The organism is Streptomyces sp. NPDC031670 (assembly GCF_055580545.1).
Window position 1 is genome coordinate 120,654 of sequence record NZ_JBVILC010000009.1, and the last position, 18,096, is coordinate 138,749.

21 protein-coding genes and 1 pseudogene are annotated in these 18,096 nt (G+C 72.7%); 12 read left to right on the forward strand and 10 right to left on the reverse strand.

The annotated features are described in order from the left end of the window. Nucleotides 1–36 precede the first annotated feature (36 nt). On the reverse strand, nt 37–1,365 hold the full coding sequence (locus ACZ5ID_RS18830; RefSeq protein WP_468899007.1) for an alpha/beta fold hydrolase: 1,329 nt from the start codon (nt 1,363–1,365) through the stop codon (nt 37–39). 186 nt (nt 1,366–1,551) lie between these two features. Between ACZ5ID_RS18830 and ACZ5ID_RS18835 the strand changes: the two are divergent. Next, nucleotides 1,552–2,714 (forward strand): annotated as a pseudogene (locus ACZ5ID_RS18835) (ABC transporter ATP-binding protein). 229 nt (nt 2,715–2,943) lie between these two features. On the opposite strand, the gene ACZ5ID_RS18840 reads toward ACZ5ID_RS18835, so the two are convergent. Continuing rightward, nucleotides 2,944–3,231, reverse strand: coding sequence for a hypothetical protein (locus ACZ5ID_RS18840; RefSeq protein ID WP_468899010.1), 288 nt, complete (start codon nt 3,229–3,231; stop codon nt 2,944–2,946). 121 nt (nt 3,232–3,352) lie between these two features. Here ACZ5ID_RS18840 and ACZ5ID_RS18845 point away from each other — a divergent pair, with 121 nt between their 5' ends. Both ACZ5ID_RS18845 and ACZ5ID_RS18850 read left to right on the forward strand, forming a co-directional pair. Then, on the forward strand, nt 3,353–3,733 hold the full coding sequence (locus tag ACZ5ID_RS18845; RefSeq protein ID WP_468899013.1) for an effector-associated constant component EACC1: 381 nt from the start codon (nt 3,353–3,355) through the stop codon (nt 3,731–3,733). Nucleotides 3,734–3,735: 2 nt separating this feature from the next. Further along, nucleotides 3,736–5,739, forward strand: coding sequence for a caspase, EACC1-associated type (locus ACZ5ID_RS18850; protein WP_468899015.1), 2,004 nt, complete (start codon nt 3,736–3,738; stop codon nt 5,737–5,739). A 52-nt stretch (nt 5,740–5,791) separates the two neighbouring features. On the opposite strand, the gene ACZ5ID_RS18855 is transcribed toward ACZ5ID_RS18850, so the two are convergent. Together ACZ5ID_RS18855 and ACZ5ID_RS18860 are read right to left on the reverse strand one after the other, a co-directional pair. Then, nucleotides 5,792–6,526: an ankyrin repeat domain-containing protein gene (locus ACZ5ID_RS18855; RefSeq protein ID WP_468899017.1), complete on the reverse strand. Its 735-nt coding sequence runs from the start codon at nt 6,524–6,526 to the stop codon at nt 5,792–5,794. 84 nt (nt 6,527–6,610) lie between these two features. Next, nucleotides 6,611–7,318, reverse strand: a complete 708-nt coding sequence (locus ACZ5ID_RS18860) for an RraA family protein (protein WP_468899020.1) — start codon at nt 7,316–7,318, stop codon at nt 6,611–6,613. A gap of 224 nt (nt 7,319–7,542) precedes the next feature. Between ACZ5ID_RS18860 and ACZ5ID_RS18865 the strand changes: the two genes are divergently transcribed. Continuing rightward, entirely contained in the window at nt 7,543–8,253 is a 711-nt protein-coding gene (locus ACZ5ID_RS18865) for a GNAT family N-acetyltransferase (RefSeq protein ID WP_468899023.1), read from the forward strand. Here the strand turns inward: ACZ5ID_RS18865 and ACZ5ID_RS18870 are convergent. Genes ACZ5ID_RS18870 through ACZ5ID_RS18880 form a run of 3 tightly spaced genes read right to left on the reverse strand, consistent with a single transcriptional unit; the run spans nt 8,220 to nt 10,566 of the window. Beyond that, complete coding sequence (locus ACZ5ID_RS18870) at nt 8,220–9,197, reverse strand: ABC transporter substrate-binding protein (RefSeq protein ID WP_468899025.1); 978 nt, start codon at nt 9,195–9,197, stop codon at nt 8,220–8,222. The genes ACZ5ID_RS18865 and ACZ5ID_RS18870 overlap by 34 nt on opposite strands. Beyond that, a complete protein-coding gene (locus tag ACZ5ID_RS18875; RefSeq protein WP_468899028.1) occupies nt 9,194–9,868 on the reverse strand; it encodes an ABC transporter permease in 675 nt (224 codons plus the stop codon). Before ACZ5ID_RS18875 ends, ACZ5ID_RS18870 begins: the two co-directional genes overlap by 4 nt. Continuing rightward, nucleotides 9,865–10,566: an ABC transporter permease gene (locus tag ACZ5ID_RS18880; protein ID WP_468899031.1), complete on the reverse strand. Its 702-nt coding sequence runs from the start codon at nt 10,564–10,566 to the stop codon at nt 9,865–9,867. Before ACZ5ID_RS18880 ends, ACZ5ID_RS18875 begins: the two co-directional genes overlap by 4 nt. Before the next feature lie 162 nt (nt 10,567–10,728). Here ACZ5ID_RS18880 and ACZ5ID_RS18885 point away from each other — a divergent pair, with 162 nt between their 5' ends. The 5 genes from ACZ5ID_RS18885 (at nt 10,729) to ACZ5ID_RS18905 (ending at nt 14,258) form a co-directional block, all read left to right on the forward strand. Beyond that, complete coding sequence (locus tag ACZ5ID_RS18885; protein ID WP_468899034.1) at nt 10,729–11,196, forward strand: hypothetical protein; 468 nt, start codon at nt 10,729–10,731, stop codon at nt 11,194–11,196. A 150-nt stretch (nt 11,197–11,346) separates the two neighbouring features. After that, nucleotides 11,347–12,000, forward strand: coding sequence for a dihydrofolate reductase family protein (locus ACZ5ID_RS18890; protein WP_468899036.1), 654 nt, complete (start codon nt 11,347–11,349; stop codon nt 11,998–12,000). Nucleotides 12,001–12,172: 172 nt separating this feature from the next. Continuing rightward, nucleotides 12,173–12,487, forward strand: coding sequence for a hypothetical protein (locus ACZ5ID_RS18895; RefSeq protein ID WP_468899039.1), 315 nt, complete (start codon nt 12,173–12,175; stop codon nt 12,485–12,487). After that, on the forward strand, nt 12,484–13,011 hold the full coding sequence (locus ACZ5ID_RS18900) for a hypothetical protein (RefSeq protein WP_468899041.1): 528 nt from the start codon (nt 12,484–12,486) through the stop codon (nt 13,009–13,011). Before ACZ5ID_RS18895 ends, ACZ5ID_RS18900 begins: the two co-directional genes overlap by 4 nt. A 182-nt stretch (nt 13,012–13,193) precedes the next feature. Continuing rightward, the gene (locus ACZ5ID_RS18905) at nt 13,194–14,258 is read left to right on the forward strand and encodes a hypothetical protein (RefSeq protein WP_468899043.1); all 1,065 of its coding nucleotides are present in this window, start codon (nt 13,194–13,196) and stop codon (nt 14,256–14,258) included. A 40-nt stretch (nt 14,259–14,298) separates the two neighbouring features. Here the strand turns inward: ACZ5ID_RS18905 and ACZ5ID_RS18910 are convergent, their stop codons facing one another. The 3 genes from ACZ5ID_RS18910 to wrbA all read right to left on the reverse strand — a co-directional run bounded on the left by ACZ5ID_RS18910 (nt 14,299) and on the right by wrbA (nt 15,747). Beyond that, on the reverse strand, nt 14,299–14,718 hold the full coding sequence (locus ACZ5ID_RS18910) for a VOC family protein (RefSeq protein ID WP_468899045.1): 420 nt from the start codon (nt 14,716–14,718) through the stop codon (nt 14,299–14,301). Between the two features lie 43 nt (nt 14,719–14,761). After that, nucleotides 14,762–14,983 carry a hypothetical protein gene (locus ACZ5ID_RS18915; protein ID WP_358831271.1) on the reverse strand — a complete coding sequence of 74 codons (222 nt, stop codon included), beginning with the start codon at nt 14,981–14,983 and terminating at the stop codon, nt 14,762–14,764. A gap of 161 nt (nt 14,984–15,144) precedes the next feature. Beyond that, the gene (gene wrbA, locus ACZ5ID_RS18920; protein WP_406554891.1) at nt 15,145–15,747 is read right to left on the reverse strand and encodes an NAD(P)H:quinone oxidoreductase; all 603 of its coding nucleotides are present in this window, start codon (nt 15,745–15,747) and stop codon (nt 15,145–15,147) included. Nucleotides 15,748–15,953: 206 nt separating this feature from the next. Between wrbA and ACZ5ID_RS18925 the strand changes: the two genes are divergently transcribed. The 3 genes from ACZ5ID_RS18925 (at nt 15,954) to ACZ5ID_RS18935 (ending at nt 18,091) form a co-directional block, all read left to right on the forward strand. Next, nucleotides 15,954–16,580, forward strand: a complete 627-nt coding sequence (locus tag ACZ5ID_RS18925; RefSeq protein WP_468899049.1) for a TetR/AcrR family transcriptional regulator — start codon at nt 15,954–15,956, stop codon at nt 16,578–16,580. Nucleotides 16,581–16,811: 231 nt separating this feature from the next. Further along, nucleotides 16,812–17,189: an STAS domain-containing protein gene (locus tag ACZ5ID_RS18930; RefSeq protein ID WP_468899052.1), complete on the forward strand. Its 378-nt coding sequence runs from the start codon at nt 16,812–16,814 to the stop codon at nt 17,187–17,189. A 239-nt stretch (nt 17,190–17,428) separates the two neighbouring features. Beyond that, nucleotides 17,429–18,091: a hydrolase gene (locus ACZ5ID_RS18935; protein WP_468899055.1), complete on the forward strand. Its 663-nt coding sequence runs from the start codon at nt 17,429–17,431 to the stop codon at nt 18,089–18,091. Nucleotides 18,092–18,096 lie beyond the last annotated feature (5 nt).

Here is an 18,096-nt window from a genome sequence, read left to right on the forward strand (position 1 = left end):
CGGCGTCGCCGCGCCACGTCTCACCGTCACCCGTGGCTACGCCTCACCTCGTACGAGGGCGAGCAGCCGGTCCAGTACGCGGTCGCCGCCCGCCCGTACGCCGTCGTGCTCGTACTCGTCGGTGACCCAGGTCCGCAGCCCCCGCACCGCGCGGGCGGTGGCGAGCGAGTGCGCGGTGTCGACGTACATGTCGTCGTGGTAGACGGCGGCGGCCACGGGCACCTCGTTGGCGGCGAGCGCGGCCGGGTCGTACAGCGGCGTCCAGTCGGTGCGGGCGGCCAGCAGCTCGGCGCTCTCGCGCAGGGGGCGCAGCGCGGGGTCGGTCTCGAAGTGCCAGGGGTGCACGGACTCGCCGGTGAACAGCACGGGCCCGTCCGAGGCGAGCGCCTTCTCGGCGGAGAACCGGGGGAACTCCGCGCGGACCCGCTCGGCGGACCACCCGGTCGGGCGGGCGTCCTGGGCGTAGATCGCCTCGTGGAGGAGCGCGTAGAGAGGGTGGGCGGCGAAGGAGAGGACCGCGTGCGCGGCCTCCTGGAAGGCGTCGGAGAGCGCGGGCCCGGCGGCCGTGCGTACGAAGGCGTCTTCGAGGAGGTAGTGCAGCTGATGGGCGCCGTCGCCGCCGCCGAGGAGGATGCCGAGGGACTGGAAGGCCGCCGCCGTCAGCACGTATCCGCCGGGCAGGACGGCGGGTTCGGCGACGAGGTGCTCGGTGATCCGGCGCACCCGCTCCACGTCCTGCGGATAGCGGGCGTAGAACGCGGCGTTCTTGCGCTCGACGCGGGGGTGGGCCGCCCGGTACACGTCGTCGGCGTGGGCGTCCAGGGAGGGCAGCCCACCGGTGATCAGGACGGCGGCGAGGCCCTCGGGCGCGGTGGAGAGGTAGTGCGTCGCGCAGAACCCGCCGAAGCTCTGGCCGAGGACGGTCCAGGGCGCGCCGCCGCTGAGGCGGCGGCGGATCAGCTCACAGTCCTTGACGATGGAGTCGGCGCGGAAGTGGGCGAGATAGTCGGCCTGTTCACGGGCCCCGCCGCGCAGGGGGAGGGTCTGGCGGTTGGCGGGGGTGGACAGACCGGTGCCGCGCTGGTCGAGCAGGAGCACCCGGAAGTCGCGCAGCGCGCGCCCGAGCCAGGCCTGCCGCCCGATGAACCGCCGGGCGCCGAAGCCGGGGCCGCCCTCCAGATAGAGCAGCCAGGGCAGCCGCTCCCGCTCGGCGGCGCGGCCCGTGGCGACGACCTCGCGCGCGTAGAGCTCGATCTGCTCGCCGTCGGGGCGGGCATGGTCGAGCGGTACGGCGAAGCGGTGGTCGAGGAGGACGGTCCCGGGCTGACGGTAGGCGGGCGCGGTGGCGCCGGCGGTGGTGGTCACGGGGGCGGGCTCCCTGTCTCGGGGGTGTGGGTCCGGGTCGGTCCCGGTCGTGGTCCGGCTCGGCCCAGTGGATCACATCGGCCGGTACGCGCACCCGCCCGCCCGGTGGCATCCGGCCCATCGGCGGCGCACTCCCCCGGCGGCCGTCCGTGTGCGCCGGGGCGGCGGGGCTCCTAGCGTGGATCCATGATCAGGTTCGAGCGGGTCAGCAAGGTGTATCCGGACGGCACGAGCGCCGTCGACGACCTGTCCTTCGAGGTGAACGAAGGGGAGCTGGTCACCCTGGTCGGCCCGTCCGGCTGCGGCAAGACCACCACCATGATGATGGTGAACCGCCTGATCGAGCCGACGTCCGGCCGCATCCTGGTGGACGGCGAGGACATCGCCTCCCTCGACCCCGTGAAACTGCGCCGCCGCATCGGCTACGTCATCCAGCAGGTGGGCCTGTTTCCGCACCGCACCGTCCTGGACAACACGGCGACCGTACCGGCGCTGGTCGGCTGGAAGCGGGCCAGGGCCCGCGAGCGTGCGGCCGAGCTGCTCGACCTGGTGGGCCTGGACCCCGCGACGTTCGGCTCCCGCTACCCGGCCCAGCTCTCCGGCGGCCAGCGCCAGCGGGTCGGCGTGGCCCGGGCGCTGGCGGCGGACCCGCCCGTCCTGCTCATGGACGAACCCTTCGGCGCGGTGGACCCGGTGGTGCGCGAACGCCTCCAGAACGAGTTCCTGAGCCTCCAGGCGACCGTACGCAAGACCGTCCTCCTGGTCACGCACGACATCGAGGAAGCGGTACGGATGGGCGACCGGATGGCGGTGTACGGAGAGGGCCGCATCGAACAGTTCGACACCCCGGCGGCGGTCCTGGGCGCCCCGGCGACCCCGTACGTGGCCCAGTTCGTGGGCGCGGACCGGGGCCTGAAGCGTCTGTCGGTCACCGCGGTCGAGGAGGCCGACCTGGAGCAGCCCCCGCTCGCCCGCCTCGACGAGCCCGCCGGTGTGGCGGCGGCGCGGCTGCGCGGGGCCGGGGCGCGCTGGGCGGTCGTCCTCAACGCCTCCGGCGAGCTGCACGGCTGGGTCTCCGCGGACGGACTCGCGCTGGCGGGCACCCCGGCCACGGTGGCGGACCTGGCCCGCCGTATGGAGGCCTGGGTGCCGCTGGGTGCCCCGCTGAAGCAGGCTTTCAGCGAGATGCTCCAGTACGACGCGGGCTGGGTCGCGGTCCTGGACGGCGCCCACTTCGCGGGCGTCCTGACCCCCGCGAAGCTCCACGAGGCCTGCGCAGATCGGTGGACGCGGACGCGCAGGGGGTGGCGCGGGAGGAGGTGGAGTTCGACTCCGTCGCGGACGCGTAGGGGGCGCGCCCGGGTGGCGGCCGGGGGCCGGTCCGGTCCCGGCCTGCTGGTGGACCCGTAAGGGCACAGGATCGGGGTGCCTGTTCCTCATCCTCGTGGCCGTCGTCCTGTGACTGATGGGCGCGGTCGCGGACGGCCCGGGCGTGCGCTGGTCGCGTCGTCGCGGACGACGGCCGGTGAGGTGAGGGCGGAAGCGCGGTCGAGGACCGCCGCAGGGTGCGACGAGTGCTTACGACCGGTTGACCCGACCCGCCACGGCGTGGCCGACCAGCAGGTACACCAGTGCGGGCAGCCCGTAGTTCAGGATCGTGCGCCAGTCGTCCGACTCGACGTTGAACATGTCGCGCGACCAGCCCGAGAGCCAGTTCGCGGCGTGGTGGACCCAGGACACCAGGTCGTTCGCGGTGTTGGCGTCCAAGAGGTAGAAGACGATCCACAGGATGAGGATCACCGCGGTGATGTCCGCGATGATGAGGATGATCGTCGCTGCTGGGTTCCCGCCATAGCGTCTGGACATGTCGAACGGGTTGCCGGTCGGGCCGAGTTGAAACCGGTCATGTGTCCGGCTGCTGTAATGGCCTGTACTGTCCGTGCGGGACCACCGAGATGTGTGGGCCGCAGGTGGGAAGCGGGGACGCGTGAGGGAAGTGCTGCTGTCACTGGCGCCGGGCGAGGAGTCGGACCAGGAGGACGTCGAACAACTGGTGCGCCGACTCCGCGGCGAGCTGCGCGAGCTGGACGTCGACGTGGCGTCCCCGGCGCCGCTCGGGGAGCTCCCGCCGGGGGCCAAGGGCGGTGATCCGGTCACCGTCGGGGCCGTCGTACTCGCCCTGAGCGCGTCCGGCGGCGTGTTCACCGTCCTCATCGACACGCTGCGGGACTGGCTCGGCCGCCAGGCCGCCCGGCACCGCATCTCGGTGACGATCGACGGCGACACGATCGAGCTGGAGCATGCGACCGCCGAAGAGCGGCGGGAGTTGATCGACGGCTTCGTGCGCCGTCACCGGGCCGGGGAGTAGCGGTGGGCCGCCGGCTGGCCCTGCTGGTCGCGACGTACGAGTACCAGGACGCAGGGCTGCGCCGCCTCACGGCGCCGGCCCATGACGCCGAGTCCCTGGCGGCCGTGCTGCGGGACCCGGAGATCGCGGACTTCGAGGTCACCACGCTCGTCAACGAGCCCCACTACCGGGTGGGCGAGGCCATCGGCGACCTGTTCCACGACCGGCGGCGCGACGACCTGACGCTGCTGTACTTCACCGGGCACGGCCTCAAGGACGACGAGGGGCGGCTGCACCTGGCGATGGGCAACACCCGCCGCGACAACCTGGCGTTCACCTCGCTGCCGGCCGAGCAGATCGACCGCGCCATGACGGGCTGCGCCTCCCGGCAGCAGGTACTGATCCTCGACTGCTGCTACAGCGGCGCCTTCCCGGCCGGGCGTCTGGCCAAGGGCGACACCGACATGCACACCCTGGAACGGTTCCGGGGAACCGGCCGCAGCGTCCTGACCGCCTCCGACGCCACCCAGTACTCCTTCGAGGGCGACCATCTGCACGGTGGCGCCCCGCAGTCGGTGTTCACCCGCCACCTCGTGTCCGGACTGCGCGACGGCAGCGCCGACCTCGACGGCGACGGGAACATCACCCTGGACGAGCTGTACGCGTACGTCCACGACAGGGTCGTCGCGGAGATGCCGCAGCAGCGCCCGAAGAAGCAGGAGAACGTCGAGGGCCGCATCGTCGTCGCCCGCAACGTCAACTGGCGGCTGCCCGAGCACCTTCGCCACGCGCTCGACAGTCCGGTCCCCGCCGACCGGCTGGGCGCGATCGAGGGCCTCGCCCACCGCTACCAGGTCGGCAACGCGACCGTACGCGAGCGTGTCGCGCCGGAGATGCGGCGCCTGCTGGACGACGACAGCCGCAGTGTGTCGGCCGCGGCGGCCCTCCGGTTCGGGGCCCTGCTCGGCACGGACACCCCGGCGCCCACGGCACCGGACCCGGCCACGGTCCCGGCCCCGGCCCCGGCCCCGGCTTCTGCTCCGGACCCGGACCCGGTACCGGGCACCCTCAGCTGGTCCTTCGCCGCCGAAGCGGCCGTGCACGCCTCCCTCGCCGTCATCAACGGCCTAGTCTGCGTCGGCGACGGCTTCGGACGGGTGCACGCGGTGGGAACCGCAACCGGGCAGACCCGGTGGCGCTTCGACGCCGGGAAGCCCGTCCACACGGTGCTGGCCGTGGGGGAGGAGAGCGTGGGCATCACGGCGGGCTCGTGCTTCCATCTGCTCGACGCCCGCACCGGCACCCCGCGCTGGCAGTTCGAGGTGCGCGGGCGCCCCCGGGAGAATCCGCTCCCCGCGACGGACGGCGGGGCCGTCTACCTCGCCCACTCCAACAGCGTGTACGCCCTGAACCTCGCCACGGGCGGGAAGATCTGGACGTTCTGCCCCCGGATGGCACCCTTCCGCTGGGTGGCGGCGGCGGGCGGCCTGGTGTGGACCGCGACCGACCGGGCCGTGTACGGCGTCCACGCGGCGAACCGCGGACGGAAATGGCGCACCCCGGTCCCGGCCCCCGTGGCGTCCCGGTCAGCCCTGTCCGGCTGGGTCCTGTACGTGGGCAGCGGCCGGGGACATGTGTCCGCGATCGACGCCCTGACCGGGCACCTCGGATGGCGAACCCCGACGGACGGCGGCGTGCGCACGTCACCGGTCGCGGCCGACGGCCTGGTCTGCGTCAGCGACGACACCGGGGTCCTGCACGGCATCGACGCGGCGACCGGGGAGGTCCGGTGGAAGTCCGCCAAGCGCATGCTGTCGCAGTCACCACCCGCGCTGTCGGACGGGACCGTGTACGTCGGCGGCGCGGACGGTCACCTGTACGCCCTGTCCGCCGACACCGGGGCCGAGCGGTGGCGGGTCTCCACCGCCCTCGGCATCCTGCCGGCCCCGGTGGTGTCGAACGGCGTGGTGTACGCCGCCAACGCGAGCGGCAGGCTGTACGCCGTCGAGACCCGCGGCCGGACGTGAACCGGCGCCGCGCGCCCCCCCCACTGGGTGCCCCTGGCCCCGTCGCCCCCGGCTACGCCCGCTCCTTCGCCGACCGCGCGCCCAACCCCCGCAGCCACCCCGCGACTTCGCCGTGTCCCGCGCGGACGGCCGTGTCCAGCGGGGTCAGTTCGTCGTAGCCCACCCAGTCGATGTCACCGCCGCGGTCGCGCAGATACGCGGCCGTCGGCAGGTGGCCGCCGTGGCAGGCGCACCACAGCGCCTCCGTGATCTCGATGGCGGGCGGTCGCGGCGCGCCCGGGGCGAAGTACGCGGCGACCCGGTCGAGTTCGCCGAGCCCGGCCGCCTGCCAGAGCGTCGTACGGGCGCCTCGTTCGAGGAGCCGGCGGGCGGCCCGCCACTGGCCGAAGGCGACCGCGTCCGCCATCGCCGTGCCGCCCGCGATGACCGAGCCGTCCACCTCGATGTCCGCGCCCAGGTCGAGCAGGGCGTCCAGGACGGCGATGTCGTCGCAGCTCGCCGCCCAGTGGAGCGGGGTCTCCGCGTGCGGGCCGGTGAACCGCGCTCCCACGTCCGCGCCCGCCCCGACGAGCGCGGCCACGACCGCCGGACCGTTGGGGAAGTGGCCCGGCCAGTCGGTGGCCACATGCAGCAGGGTGCGGTTCACCAGCTCGTCGCCCAGGCGCGCCGCCGCGAGACGGGGGTGTGCCGCGAGGAGTTCTCGCAGGCGCGGGAGATTCCCGGCACGGATCACCGTGGTGACCTCGACGGCGAGCGGCTCGTGCGCGCCGATCAGCAGCGTGGGCATGGTGGGACCGGTCCCTTCCGCCGGGGGCTGCCGCGTCCGGGAGCGGGTGACACGGCGGGGCGCACCCTGTGCCTGTACGCCATCCTATTCCTCGATCGCACCACCCACCGCGCGCAGGTGCTCACGGAACGTGAGCGCGGGGTTGTCGCGGCGGTCGGCGAGATAGCGGGTGAACCGCACCTGTTCCCGCAGGGAGTTGCCCTCGCGGATGTGCCGCGCCTGAAGGCGCTCGGTGTCCCGGATCGTCTCCGCGACGGTGAGGAGTTCGGCCGTCCGGTCGGCGGGCACGAACAGCACACCGTCGTCGTCCCCGAGCACCACGTCCTCGCGGCTGACGGTCCACTCCCCCACCGTGGCCGCCTCCAGCGCGTCCTTGGCGCGGCCGTCCAGCCGCTGCGGCCCGGTCGGGGTCGCGCCCATGCTGAACACCGGCAGGCCGATGGCCCGGATGTCGGCGGTGTCGCGGTGCAGGCCCCAGATCACCACGCCCGAGAGCCCCGCGTCCTCGGCCTCCAGGACGGCGAGGTCCCCGACGCACGCCTCGTCGAGCCGTCCGCCGTTGTCGACGACCAGGACGTCACCGGGCGCGGCCTGCTCGTACGCCTCCAGAAAGATGTCGACGCTGCCGACGTGCCGCGCGGGCGCCACCCGGCCTGCCACCCGCCCGCCGTCCACCACGGGACGCAGCGCGGGCGGCGCGCACCGCACCGGCACGCGTGCGCGCAGGCACGCGTCCGCCATGTGCGCGGTGGTCAGAGTCGCGAACCGGCTGTTGAGCTCGTCGTGATCCATGCCCTCGTGTCCTCTCGCCGTTGCTGCCGTTCTGCCCGTGCTTCCCCGTGACCCCATTGTCGGGGTCGGCCCCGGCGCACATCCTCACTTTCCGTACGCCCCCGTCCAGTCCCGTAGGCTCCCTCCGCATCCGTACGGACGTGAAAATGTGGACGTGAAAAATCGGGTGGCCCGTCCGGCTGGAGAGGGCCCCTCCGGCGCCGCTCCACTGCCATGATGGGCCCATGCCCCAGCTGGTCCCTGCCGTAGTCCCGGCAGGCCGCCTCGGACGGTCCGACCAACCGGCCCTCGCGGTATCCGCCGGTCTGTTCCTGCGGCCCTGGGAACTCGACGACGCGCCGTTCCTCTACCAGGCGTACCAGGATCCGGCGATCCAGCACTGGACGCGGCGGCGCGCGGACTGCGAGATCGAGACCCGGGGGTGGATCGCGCGCTGGCGCCAGGGCTGGCGGGCGGAGACGGACGCGCACTGGGCGGTGGCGCGCGCCTCGGACGGCGCGCTGGTCGGCTGGATCGCGCTGTGCTGCCTGGATCTGGCGGTGGGCCGCTCCGAGTGCCGGTACTGGATCCTGCCCTCGGTCCGCGGCCAGGGCGTGGCGCCGGCGGCGGTCTCCGCGCTGGCCTCGTGGGCGCTGGACACGGTGGGTCTGCACCGGATCGAGATCGCCCACCCGACGGCCAACCACGCCGCCTGCCAGGTCGCCCTGAAGTCGGGTTTCCCCGCGGAAAGCACCCGTCGCAGCGCCCAGTTGCACGCGGACGGCTGGCACGACGTGCACGTCCACGTATGCGTCCAGGAGAGCGCCGACGATCCCGAGGACCCGCTGCCGCCGGAGCGTGCGGCGGGACATGTCCAGCGACGGCTGCACCGACGCGGCAAGGACCGGCTGCGGGACCGCATTCAGGGCCGCAGAAGGCCCTTCGACACCAAGTAGTTCCTGGCCACGTCCTTGGCCAACCGCCGCCAGCTGTCCACCCGCTGGTTGAGACCCGCCAGGTCGGCGGTGGTCAGTACCGTGTTGAGCGCGCCCAGCGCACGCGTCACCCCCTCGCTCCCGGCCCGCGACCGGTTGACGACGGGCACGATGTAGTCGGCGTTCTGGAGGTGCCGGTCGTCGGCGAGCAGAACGAGCCCGAAGGCGTCCAGGGTCGCGTCCGTCGTCGTGGTGAGGACCATCTGGTCCTGCCCGTTCTGCACCGCCTGCTTGGACTGGGTGGTGCCTACGCCCTTGGGGTCGACGGCGGTGATGTCGATGCCGTACGTCTTCTTCAACCCCGGTTCGCAGTACGGCCGCTGGACGCACTCGTCCCCGGCGGCGAGCCGTACGGGCAGCTTCGCCGCACCCAGGTCGCTGAGCGTCCTGAGCCTGTGCCGGCGCGCGTACGCCACGGTCACCGCGAAGGCGTTCTGGTCCACGGCCCTGCCGGGGTCGAGGACGGTGAGGCCGCGCGGTGCGGCCAGGGCGCGCAGGGCGGTCATGGTCCTGGCGAGGTCGGGCGAGCCGACGGGAGCCGCGTCCGGGCCGTGGGCCTTGGCGTTGAGCCAGTCGGCGAGGGTGGCGGCGTACTCGGGGACGACGTCGATCTGCCCCGCTTCCAGAGCGGGTTCGTACAGCTCGCGGTTGGTGACGGAGAGGATTCTGGTGCGGTAGCCGGCGCGCTCCAGGAGCAGGGCGTACATCTGGGCGAGCAGATCGCTCTCGGTGAATCCGGCGGTGCCGATGGTGAGGTGTTTGCTGTCGCCGGGGGGCGCGGTGACGGCGCCCTGGTTTTCGAGGGTGGGGCCGGTGGTGCAGCCGGTGAGGGAGGTTGCGGTGAGCACCCCGGCCGTGAGGGCGAGCCGGGCTCTCGTACGAGACCGGGCCCGACGGGTCCTCATACGGCCCCGCTCCTCGCCCGCACGGGCCCGAGCCGCTGGACGACCTCGAAGACCGCCTCGACCAGCAGCGCGAAGACGGCGACGAGGAAGGCCCCGGCGACGACCTGCGGGGTGGAGGCGAGGTTGAACCCCGCGGTGATGATCCGCCCCAGCCCGCCACCTCCCGCGAGCGCGGCGAGGGTGGCGGTGGCGACGAGCTGGACGGCGGCGATACGGACGCCGGTGAGGACGAGCGGCAGCGCCAGGGGCAGTTCGACCCGCCACAGCATCTGACCGCCGGTCATCCCCATGCCCCGCGCCGCCCGGACCACATCGCGGTCGACCTCGCGCATCCCGACGTACGCGTTGGTCAGCAGCGGCGGCACGGCGAAGAGGATGAGGGCGACGATGGTGGGCGCCTCACCGTGCCGCCCCAGCGGGGTGAGGAGCAGCAGGACGAGCACGGCGAAGGTGGGCACGGCCCGGCCGATGTTGGAGAGGTTGACGGCGAGGGCGCCGCCCCTGCCGAGGTGACCGAGGACGAGGGCGACGGGCAGCGCGACGAGACAGCTGAGGACGAGGCAGAGCGCGGTGAGCCAGAGGTGTTCGCCGAGCCGGTGCCAGACGCCGTTCTCGCCGTGCCAGTGGGCGGAGCTGGTGAGCCAGGACCAGGCGTCAAGGAGCGTGCTCATGCGCGGGCCGCCCGGGTCCAGGGGGTGAGGAGCCGTTGGAGGAGCAGCAGGACGAGATCGGCGGCGACGGCGATGACGACGCACAGCACCGAGGCGGTGAGGACCTGCGCCTTGAAGTACGTGTTCATCCCGGAGTAGATGAGGTTGCCGAGCCCGCCGTGGCCGACGATGGCCCCGACGGTGACCAGGGAGACGGCGGACACGGTCGCGATCCGCAGCCCCGCCATGGCGGCGGGCAGCGCGAGCGGCAGCTCCACGGCGAGCAGCAGCCGTACGGGCCCGTATCCCATGCCACGCGCGGCCTGCCGGGTGTCCTCGGGCACGGCCCGCAGCCCGGCGAGGATGTTCCGTACGAGAAGGGTGAGCGAGTACAGGACGAGTCCCGCCACGACGAGGGTGGCGGAGAGCCCGTACACGGGCAGGAGCAGCGAGAACATCGCGAGGGAGGGGATGGTGTAGAGGACGGTGGTGAGCCCCAGTACGGGTCCGGCGGCCCCGCGCCACCGCCGCGCCGCGATGGCGAGCGGGAGCGCCACGGCCAGCCCGATGACGACGGAGACGACGGTCAGCTGAAGGTGCTGGACGACGGCGTCCCAGAGGATCGAGCGGCGGGAGGAGAGGTAGTCGCCGCAGATCCAGTCGTTGTGGGCGAGGCAGTCGTCGGGAGCGGCGGTAGGGCTGTGTCGTCCGGCGGTCACCTGTCCATTGGAGCGCGCGGGGCGCGGGTGGCGCGCGGAGGGGTGGGCCGATGGGGTGCCGGTGGAGTGGCCGGACAGGGCGGGGCTGGGGCCGGAAGGGCGGTTTTCTGTTCACCCCGAGGACGGCTGTCCTCACGCGGAGGTGTTGCCTATCCTCCGGCCATGGAGTGGGCGACGGTGGTGGGGACGGCCCTGGGCGCGCTGATCGGCATGGGCAGCACGCTCTTCGCCGAGCGGGCGCGGTGGAGACGGAACCTGGGGGAGCTGGAGCGCGGTGAGTTACGTACGGCGTACGCACGTTATCTGGACGCGGCGACGCTGGCGCGGGACGCGATATCACTGGCCAGCCGGAGCGCGGCTCTCTCACCGGGGGAACGCGCCGATCTCGCCAGGCCGGCGATCCAGGACAACGCGGTCTACGCGCGCCAGTACGAGCTGGAGCTCGTCTCTCCCGCGGAGGTCCTCACCAAGGCCCGCGAGGCCACGAAGGCGTTGGGTGTCTACCGGGACGCGGTGATGGCGGGAGCCACGTACGAGACCTCCGAGTGCGCGGAGGCGCGTCGCGCGTTCCGGGGGGCTCGGCAGGCGCTCATGGAGGCGATGCGGTCCACTCTGGCTCGGGGGCGGTGACGTGGGCCGGTCGGGGGCACGACTCGGCCGTACGAAGCGGCGGTGCACGGCGGGGACCGCGCCGTGGGGTCGGGGTCTCGGTCACGGCGATGACTTTTCGCGGTCCGACCAGTCACCCACACCGCAATCACCCACAACAGGAGGACGCCCATGACCCAGCTGCTGAGAGTCCAGAACTTCAACGTCTCCGGCGACGGGTTCGGCGCCGGTCCCGGTGAGGACCAGACGCTGGAGAACCCGTTCGGCCATCTCGGTGCCCGGGACATGTTCGCCTGGGCCGGCGCCACGGCGAGCTGGCCGATGCGTACCGATCCCGGGGGCAGCCGTGGCCTCGACGACTACTTCACTCGGGACTTCGCGCGGAACATCGGCGCGGAGATCATGGGCCGCAACAAGTTCGGGCCCCAGCGCGGTCCCTGGGAGGACGAGGACTGGCGCGGCTGGTGGGGCGAGGAGCCGCCGTTCCACACTCCGGTCTTCGTGATGACGCACCACGAGCGGCCCTCGTTCACGCTGTCCGACACCACCTTCCACTTCGTGGGCGGGGACCCGGCGGCGGTGCTCGCGCGGGCGCGGGAGGCGGCGCGGGGCAAGGATGTCCGGCTCGGCGGGGGCGTCACGACCGTCCGGCAGTTCCTTGACGCCGGTCTCGTGGACACGATGCATGTCGTGGTGTCGCCGGAGGTGCGGCTCGGGTCGGGCGTACGGCTGTGGGAGTCACCGGATGAGCTGCGGGACCGCTTCCACCTGGAGGTGGTGCCGAGCCCGAGTGGCGTAACGCATCACCTGTTCTGGCGGAAGTGAGGCCGGCCGCTGCCACTCCGGCCGGCCTCACACGGCCCGGTCGGTGACGCACCGGCCCGGTCGGTGTCCGGTACCGGGCAATCCGGTTGACCGTTCCCCCGTCCGGCGTCAATAGTTGCCCCCCGAACGGAGTTCCGACCGAACCGTTCAGGTGTTCACAGGGTGGGGAATCATGCGGGCCAACGGGCAAGAGACCGATTCGGCATGCGCGGAAGCGGGGGCCGACGCGGCACTGCACGCGGAAGCCCTGCTCCGCGCCGGGCGGCTCGTCGAAGCACGCCAGGCCGCGCGGCGCGCCCTGGAGACCGGCGGGCCCGCCCCCCGGCTCTCCGCCGTGCTCGGCCGGGCGCACGCCGCCGAAGGCGACGACGACCACGACGACCGCGCCGAGGCCGTCTGCCGCCCGTACCGGCTCCCACCGCACGCGACCGGATCGCCGGCGCGCTCGTCCTCACCACCGCCGTCGGAGCAGCCGCCGGGTCCGTGACCTGGTCGCAGATCCAGTACCGGGACTACCCCCGCTACACGGTCGCCGCGCCCCGGACCCTCGGCACACTGGACAGGCTGGAGCTGACGCCCGCCCAGCAAGGCATGGCCGACGAACTCGGCGCGGACTTCGCGGGCATGGCGCACGAGACGTTCGCCTACGTCTACGGCGACAAGGGCCTCGGCCGGGACGCGTTCGCGGTCTTCGGCGCGACGGGCGACTTCCACGGTATGACCCCCGATCTCCTCGACGAGCTGCGCCACGGCCTGGAGACGTCCGGCCTCACCGTCAGCGCCGACTGGAACGCCGAACCCGGCCGCTACGGCGGCTGGATGAAGTGCGTGACGTACAAGCCCGCGGCGAGCGTCCCCGAAGTGGCGTGCGGCTGGGCGGACAAGGGCAGCGTGGGCACGGTCGTCGTCGCCGACCGGGGTGCGGGCCGGAGCGCGGCGGAGGCAGTCGCCCGGCGGGCTCGGGAAACGGTGCTGCACCGGGGCGCGGACCGGCCGGGCGGGGAAGTCTGAGGAACGGCGCGGTTCGCGGTGGTCGGTCGGTCTCCGGCGGGCCGCCGTGTCCGCGGCTACCGACGCTCCGGGGGGTGGCCCGCGCTGTGCGATCATTGGCAGGTTTGCCGGGGAGGGCCCGGCTTCGTTGATGCGGGGATCGCGACGTGGGTGTGGTGGGGGATGGGAGCGGTGGTTCGGCCGTGCCCGACGACGAGTGGGAGCGGTTCCAGCGCGAACTGGCGGAGGGTACGTCGCAGGCGCCCAAGGAGCCGTCCGCGCGGGCCCGGATGGTGACCCGGCGGTTGCGCAAGCAGCCCACGGCACAGGAGGTGTGGCGTGGCTACGCGCCCGCCCGGCCGCGACGGGGCAGACAGGGCTGGTATGTCGTCGGCTTCCTCGCCTCGCTCGCCCTGCTGGCCGTGGCCCTGTTTCCGGGGCGGGTGGTCGACTGGTTCGCCGGTGACGAGCAGCCGGACACACCGCTCGCCGCGGAGACGAGCCGCCCCACCCAGGCGCCGCCCGCGCAGGTCGCGGAACGGCCCACGCTGAGCGAACCGTTCAGGGGGTCGCCCGCGGCGCGCTGGGCCGACGGCGCGGCGGGGATCTCCGTTCCCCCCGCCAGGGCGACCGGCTGGATGAGTTCGCGGCAGGTGGCGGACGCGCTGGACCGGACCCGGGACTTCCTCGTGGCCTCCAGCCTCGATCCCGCGGTGCTGCGGGGCGATCATCCCGCGAAGGCGATCGCACGGATCAACCCGCACCAGAAGGACGTGCAGGACTACTTGGCGACCGCGTTCCGCGAACCCAGCAGGACGAACGATCCGTTGCTGCTGTTCAGCCGGTTCGAGAAGTCGCGTACCCGTCTCGTCGGGGACGTGGTGAAGACGCGGGGCCGGATCAGCTTCGAGCAGGGCGATCGTGGCGCACTGCGGGTGACCACCGACGTCACCTATGTGTACCCGGTCGTCAGCGCGCTCGCGGGCAGCACCGAGGTCGAGCGCACGATCGTGCGGCGCGAAGTGGTGATGGACTGGGACGATCCCGCGAAGGTGATCACCGAGCAGGGGACGTTCTCCCTGGTCTCGTACAAGATCGACGTCACGAACGGCGGCTGCGGCACCCCGAACGGCTACCTCACACCGGCGCTGGGCGCGGAACGTGACACCGGGTCGGCCGACGGCCCCGAGGTCGACCCGTACAACCGCAGCACGTCCATGGATCAGCGGATGGAGAAGAAGGGGTGCGGCGTCGCGACCCGGACGTGACGTCGGTCAACCGCCCCGAGCGGCCGGCCACCGCGCCGCGTCACTGGCTGAGCAGCGAAAACGTATGCCCCGCCGGATCGGAGTAGAGGCGCCTGTCGTGCGGGCCGCCGTTGTCCTTCGTGTCCAGGGGACGGCCGCCCAGCGCGATCACCTGCCGTTCCACCGCGTCCATCTCCTCCCGCCGCACCAGGAGTTCCAGGTGCGCCTGCTGGGAGTCGTCGGGGCGGGGCCAGCTGTTGGGGGCCGCGCCGTGGTCGCGGCGGAAGGCCATCCTCGTACCGCCGCGACCGGTGATCTCGATGCGCTCCTTGCCGCGTTCGTCCGCCGCCGGGAGTTCGCCGCCCAGCAGTCGGGCGTAGAACTCGGCCAGCGCCTCCGGTTCGGCGCAGTCGAGGGCCAGCACCGCCGCCCGCACCAAGCCCGTCGACTCGGTCGTCACGTTCTTCGACAGTTCTTCCATGCCATGCCCTCCGCGCCTCCGGCAGTGCTCCGTGGTGCCGTGCTCAGTAGTAGCGGCGGTCCTCCTCGACCACGGCCGCGGCAGGCGGGGGCGCCTGGAGCCGGCGGCGCTTGAAGATGCTCACGTACGCGGCCGTTCCGATGATGCCGACGGCCATCAGGACCAGACCCGCGACGTGGATGTTCATGCCCTGGACGTGCCAGTCGACCGCGAACGTGAGAATCGCTCCGATCCCTATCAGCAGAATGCATCCGCCGAGACCCATGGCTGTACCTCCGAACTCCGACTGCACGTACGCTCGGTTGGTACGGGTGCCCCTGCGCGGCCGTACCTAACGTCCGGCGCCCGTCGGCCCGTTCGCGGCCGGGTACGCGCCGGGGCCCGGCCGTTGCGTACGGCCGGGCCCCGGGACGCGTGCGTGACGTGTCAGCGCGCGCCCGCCTGCAGACGGGCGGCGATCTTCGCCAGACGCTCCCCCTGGTAGCGCGCCGCCTCAAGGGTCGCCTCGGAGACGGCCGCGGAGCCCGCGTGGACCGTGCCGTACGGGTTGCCGCCGGCGCCGTACACGACCGGGTCGGTGTAGCCGGGGGCGACGATGATCGAGCCCCAGTGGTGGAACGTGTTGTACAGCGCGAGCGTCGTCGACTCGTTGCCGCCGTGCGTGTTGACGGCGCTGGTGAAGCCGGTGGCGGGCTTGTCCGCCATGACGCCCCGCTGCCACAGGCCGCCCGTGGTGTCGATGAACTGCTTCAGCTGCGCGGCTATGTTGCCGAAGCGGGTCGGCGAGCCGAGCGCGTACGCGTCCGCCCACTCCAGGTCGTCGAGCGTGGCGACCTCGACGCCCTTGGTGTCCTCGACGTGCGCGCGCCACGCCGGGTTGGAGTCGATGGCCGCGTCCGGAGCGAGCTCGGGGACCCTGCGCAGCCGGACCTCGGCGCCGGTCTTCTCCGCCCCCTCCGCGATTCCCTTCGCGAGCTGGTGGACGTTCCCGGTGGACGAGTAGTAGATGACCGCGACCTTGGCACTCATGACGAGGCCCCTCCCAAGCAGAGATCGTAAGACAGTGCGTGGAGGAGAAGTGGATAGCTATCCGGTTCCCCTCTGAGCATGAGTAAAGCGGATAGGAATCCACTTTGCAAGGGATTTTCGGCGTCCGCCCCCCGGGAGACCGGCGTTCCCGCCTGGCAGCTCCCGCGATGGCCTTGAAGCGGATAGCTATCCGGTAGCCTCGGACCATGACCCGCATCGAACTCTCCGTCACGGGCCAGGACCCGCCGGAGCGCGCGGACGCCGCCCGCAACCGCCGCAGGATCCTGGACGCGGCGGCCCGGCTGGTCGCGGAGCAGGGACCGCGGGCCGTCACCATGAACGCGGTGGCCCACGCCGCCGGTATGGGTGTCGGTACGGTCTACCGCCGGTTCGGTGACGTCAGCCAGCTCCTCATCGCCCTGATGGACGACGGCGAGCGGCGCTTCCAGCAGGCGTTCCTCTCCGGCCCCCCGCCGCTCGGCCCCGGCGCCCCGCCGGACGAGCGGCTGCGCGCCTTCCTGCACGCGCTCGCCGACCGGATCGTGGAACAGCGCGAGATCATGCAGCTGGCGGAGGCCGCGTCGCCGCGCGCGCGGTACACGACCGCGGTGTACGCGACGCTGCACACCCATGTGTCGATGCTCCTGCGTGCGGCGCGGCCCGAGGCGGACATCGCGATGCTGGCCCATCTGCTGCTCGCCCCCTTCGTGCCGAGCCTGTTCGAGCATCTGACGGCGGGCCGGGGGGCGACGCCGGAGCGCATCAAGGCGGGTATCGACGATCTGCTGGGCGTGCGGCGCGGCCCGGATCGCGGTGCCGACGGCCGTTCCTGACCACCGGACCGGACCGGCGGGCCGCCCGGTCAACCGCGGACCGATCAGCGGATCGGTCATATGCCAACGCGTAATGTTCAATGGCCACTTGGGGCGGGCATGCACACACCGGAGGCCCCGGTTCTCGACACATGCGGCCGGGTGTCCCCACCGTTCCACCGCACCTCCTCCCCCGTACCCTCTCCTCCGTCGGCCTCCGGGCGGGCGGGTCGCCTCCCCCGAGGTGAGCACATGATCACCGTCCTACCGGATTTCGCTCCACCGTCACGCGTCTACCGCATGCACGGGCATACGGTCCTGGCCCTCTGTGGCGAGATCGACATCGCCACCGCCGCCGAGGTCGTCCCGTACCTGGAGGCGGTGACCGCGCCGTACGAGCCGAAAGTCGTGATCGACCTGACCGCGGTCACCTTCTTCGACTGCTCCGGCCTGCGGCTTCTCAGCTCGGCCCGCCGACGTGTGCGCGCCCGCCACGGCAGCCTCACCGTGGTGTGCGCGCATCCGTTCACCCTGCGGATCCTGGCGCTCTCGGGCCTGGGGCCCGCGCTGCGTCTGGTCCCCACCCTGGAGGAGGCCGTCCGGCCCCCGGCGACCGCGGGCCGCGACTGAACCGGGTACGCCGGGCGGACGGCGCCACCCGCCCCGGCGGCCGGCCCGCCGCGGCGTCCCGTGAACTCGCCCAGCACATCGTCGGCTCCGGCCTTCCCGGCCGAACCGTGCGCTGAGCTGCCACCCCCTGTGCACGCAGAGGAAAACCGCCCGTCGCGACGGCCTTTAGCTTCGGAGTGTGCCCGGCCGCCGCAGTGCGGTGGGCGCCACTTCTTCCGACCGTTGCGAGAGGGACCCTCATGTTCGACATCTCCCAGGTGCACGCCGCCCCGAGCGGGGATCTGCTCACCGCCGACAACGCGGTCATGCTCTTCGTGGACCACCAGCCGCAGATGTTCTTCGGCACCGGCAGCGGGGACCGTGCCGCGATCATCAACAACACGGTGGGACTGGCGAAGGCGGCGCGGGCCTTCGGTGTGCCGGCGGTGCTGACCACGGTCGCCGCCGAGTCCTTCTCCGGGCCCCTGCTGCCGCAGCTCGCCGAGGTGTTCCCGGCGAACGAGATCATCGACCGTACGTCGATGAACGCGTGGGAGGACGAGGCCCTGGTCGCCGCCGTCAGGGCGACCGGCCGCAGGAAGATCGTCCTGGCCGGGCTGTGGACCGAGGTCTGCCTGGTGCTGCCGGCGCTGTCCGCGCTGGAGCAGGGGTACGAGGTGTACGTGGTCGCGGACGCCTCCGGCGGTGTCACCCCGGCCGCCCACGAGCACGCGCTCCAGCGGATGGTGGCCGCCGGGGCCGTACCGGTGACCTGGGTGCAGGTGCTCCTGGAGCTCCAGCGGGACTGGGCACGCCAGGAGACGTACGGCGCCGTGATGGAGATCGTCAAGGCCCACGCGGGCGCGTACGGTCTGGGCGTCGTCTACGCCCAGTCCGTCATCGGTGCCCACGCGGCGGGCTGAACTCC

Excerpts from the sequence above, each read along its gene's own strand:
- ACZ5ID_RS18840 (WP_468899010.1), bottom strand. The coding sequence starts at position 3,231 with ATGTCCAGACGCTATGGCGGGAACCCAGCAGCGACGATCATCCTCATC.
- ACZ5ID_RS18855 (WP_468899017.1), bottom strand. The coding sequence starts at position 6,526 with ATGCCCACGCTGCTGATCGGCGCGCACGAGCCGCTCGCCGTCGAGGTC.
- ACZ5ID_RS18860 (WP_468899020.1), bottom strand. The coding sequence starts at position 7,318 with ATGGATCACGACGAGCTCAACAGCCGGTTCGCGACTCTGACCACCGCG.
- ACZ5ID_RS18865 (WP_468899023.1), top strand. The coding sequence starts at position 7,543 with ATGCCCCAGCTGGTCCCTGCCGTAGTCCCGGCAGGCCGCCTCGGACGG.
- ACZ5ID_RS18870 (WP_468899025.1), bottom strand. The coding sequence starts at position 9,197 with ATGAGGACCCGTCGGGCCCGGTCTCGTACGAGAGCCCGGCTCGCCCTC.
- ACZ5ID_RS18875 (WP_468899028.1), bottom strand. The coding sequence starts at position 9,868 with ATGAGCACGCTCCTTGACGCCTGGTCCTGGCTCACCAGCTCCGCCCAC.
- ACZ5ID_RS18885 (WP_468899034.1), top strand. The coding sequence starts at position 10,729 with ATGGAGTGGGCGACGGTGGTGGGGACGGCCCTGGGCGCGCTGATCGGC.
- ACZ5ID_RS18890 (WP_468899036.1), top strand. The coding sequence starts at position 11,347 with ATGACCCAGCTGCTGAGAGTCCAGAACTTCAACGTCTCCGGCGACGGG.
- ACZ5ID_RS18895 (WP_468899039.1), top strand. The coding sequence starts at position 12,173 with ATGCGGGCCAACGGGCAAGAGACCGATTCGGCATGCGCGGAAGCGGGG.
- ACZ5ID_RS18910 (WP_468899045.1), bottom strand. The coding sequence starts at position 14,718 with ATGGAAGAACTGTCGAAGAACGTGACGACCGAGTCGACGGGCTTGGTG.
- ACZ5ID_RS18915 (WP_358831271.1), bottom strand. The coding sequence starts at position 14,983 with ATGGGTCTCGGCGGATGCATTCTGCTGATAGGGATCGGAGCGATTCTC.
- wrbA (WP_406554891.1), bottom strand. The coding sequence starts at position 15,747 with ATGAGTGCCAAGGTCGCGGTCATCTACTACTCGTCCACCGGGAACGTC.
- ACZ5ID_RS18925 (WP_468899049.1), top strand. The coding sequence starts at position 15,954 with ATGACCCGCATCGAACTCTCCGTCACGGGCCAGGACCCGCCGGAGCGC.
- ACZ5ID_RS18930 (WP_468899052.1), top strand. The coding sequence starts at position 16,812 with ATGATCACCGTCCTACCGGATTTCGCTCCACCGTCACGCGTCTACCGC.
- ACZ5ID_RS18935 (WP_468899055.1), top strand. The coding sequence starts at position 17,429 with ATGTTCGACATCTCCCAGGTGCACGCCGCCCCGAGCGGGGATCTGCTC.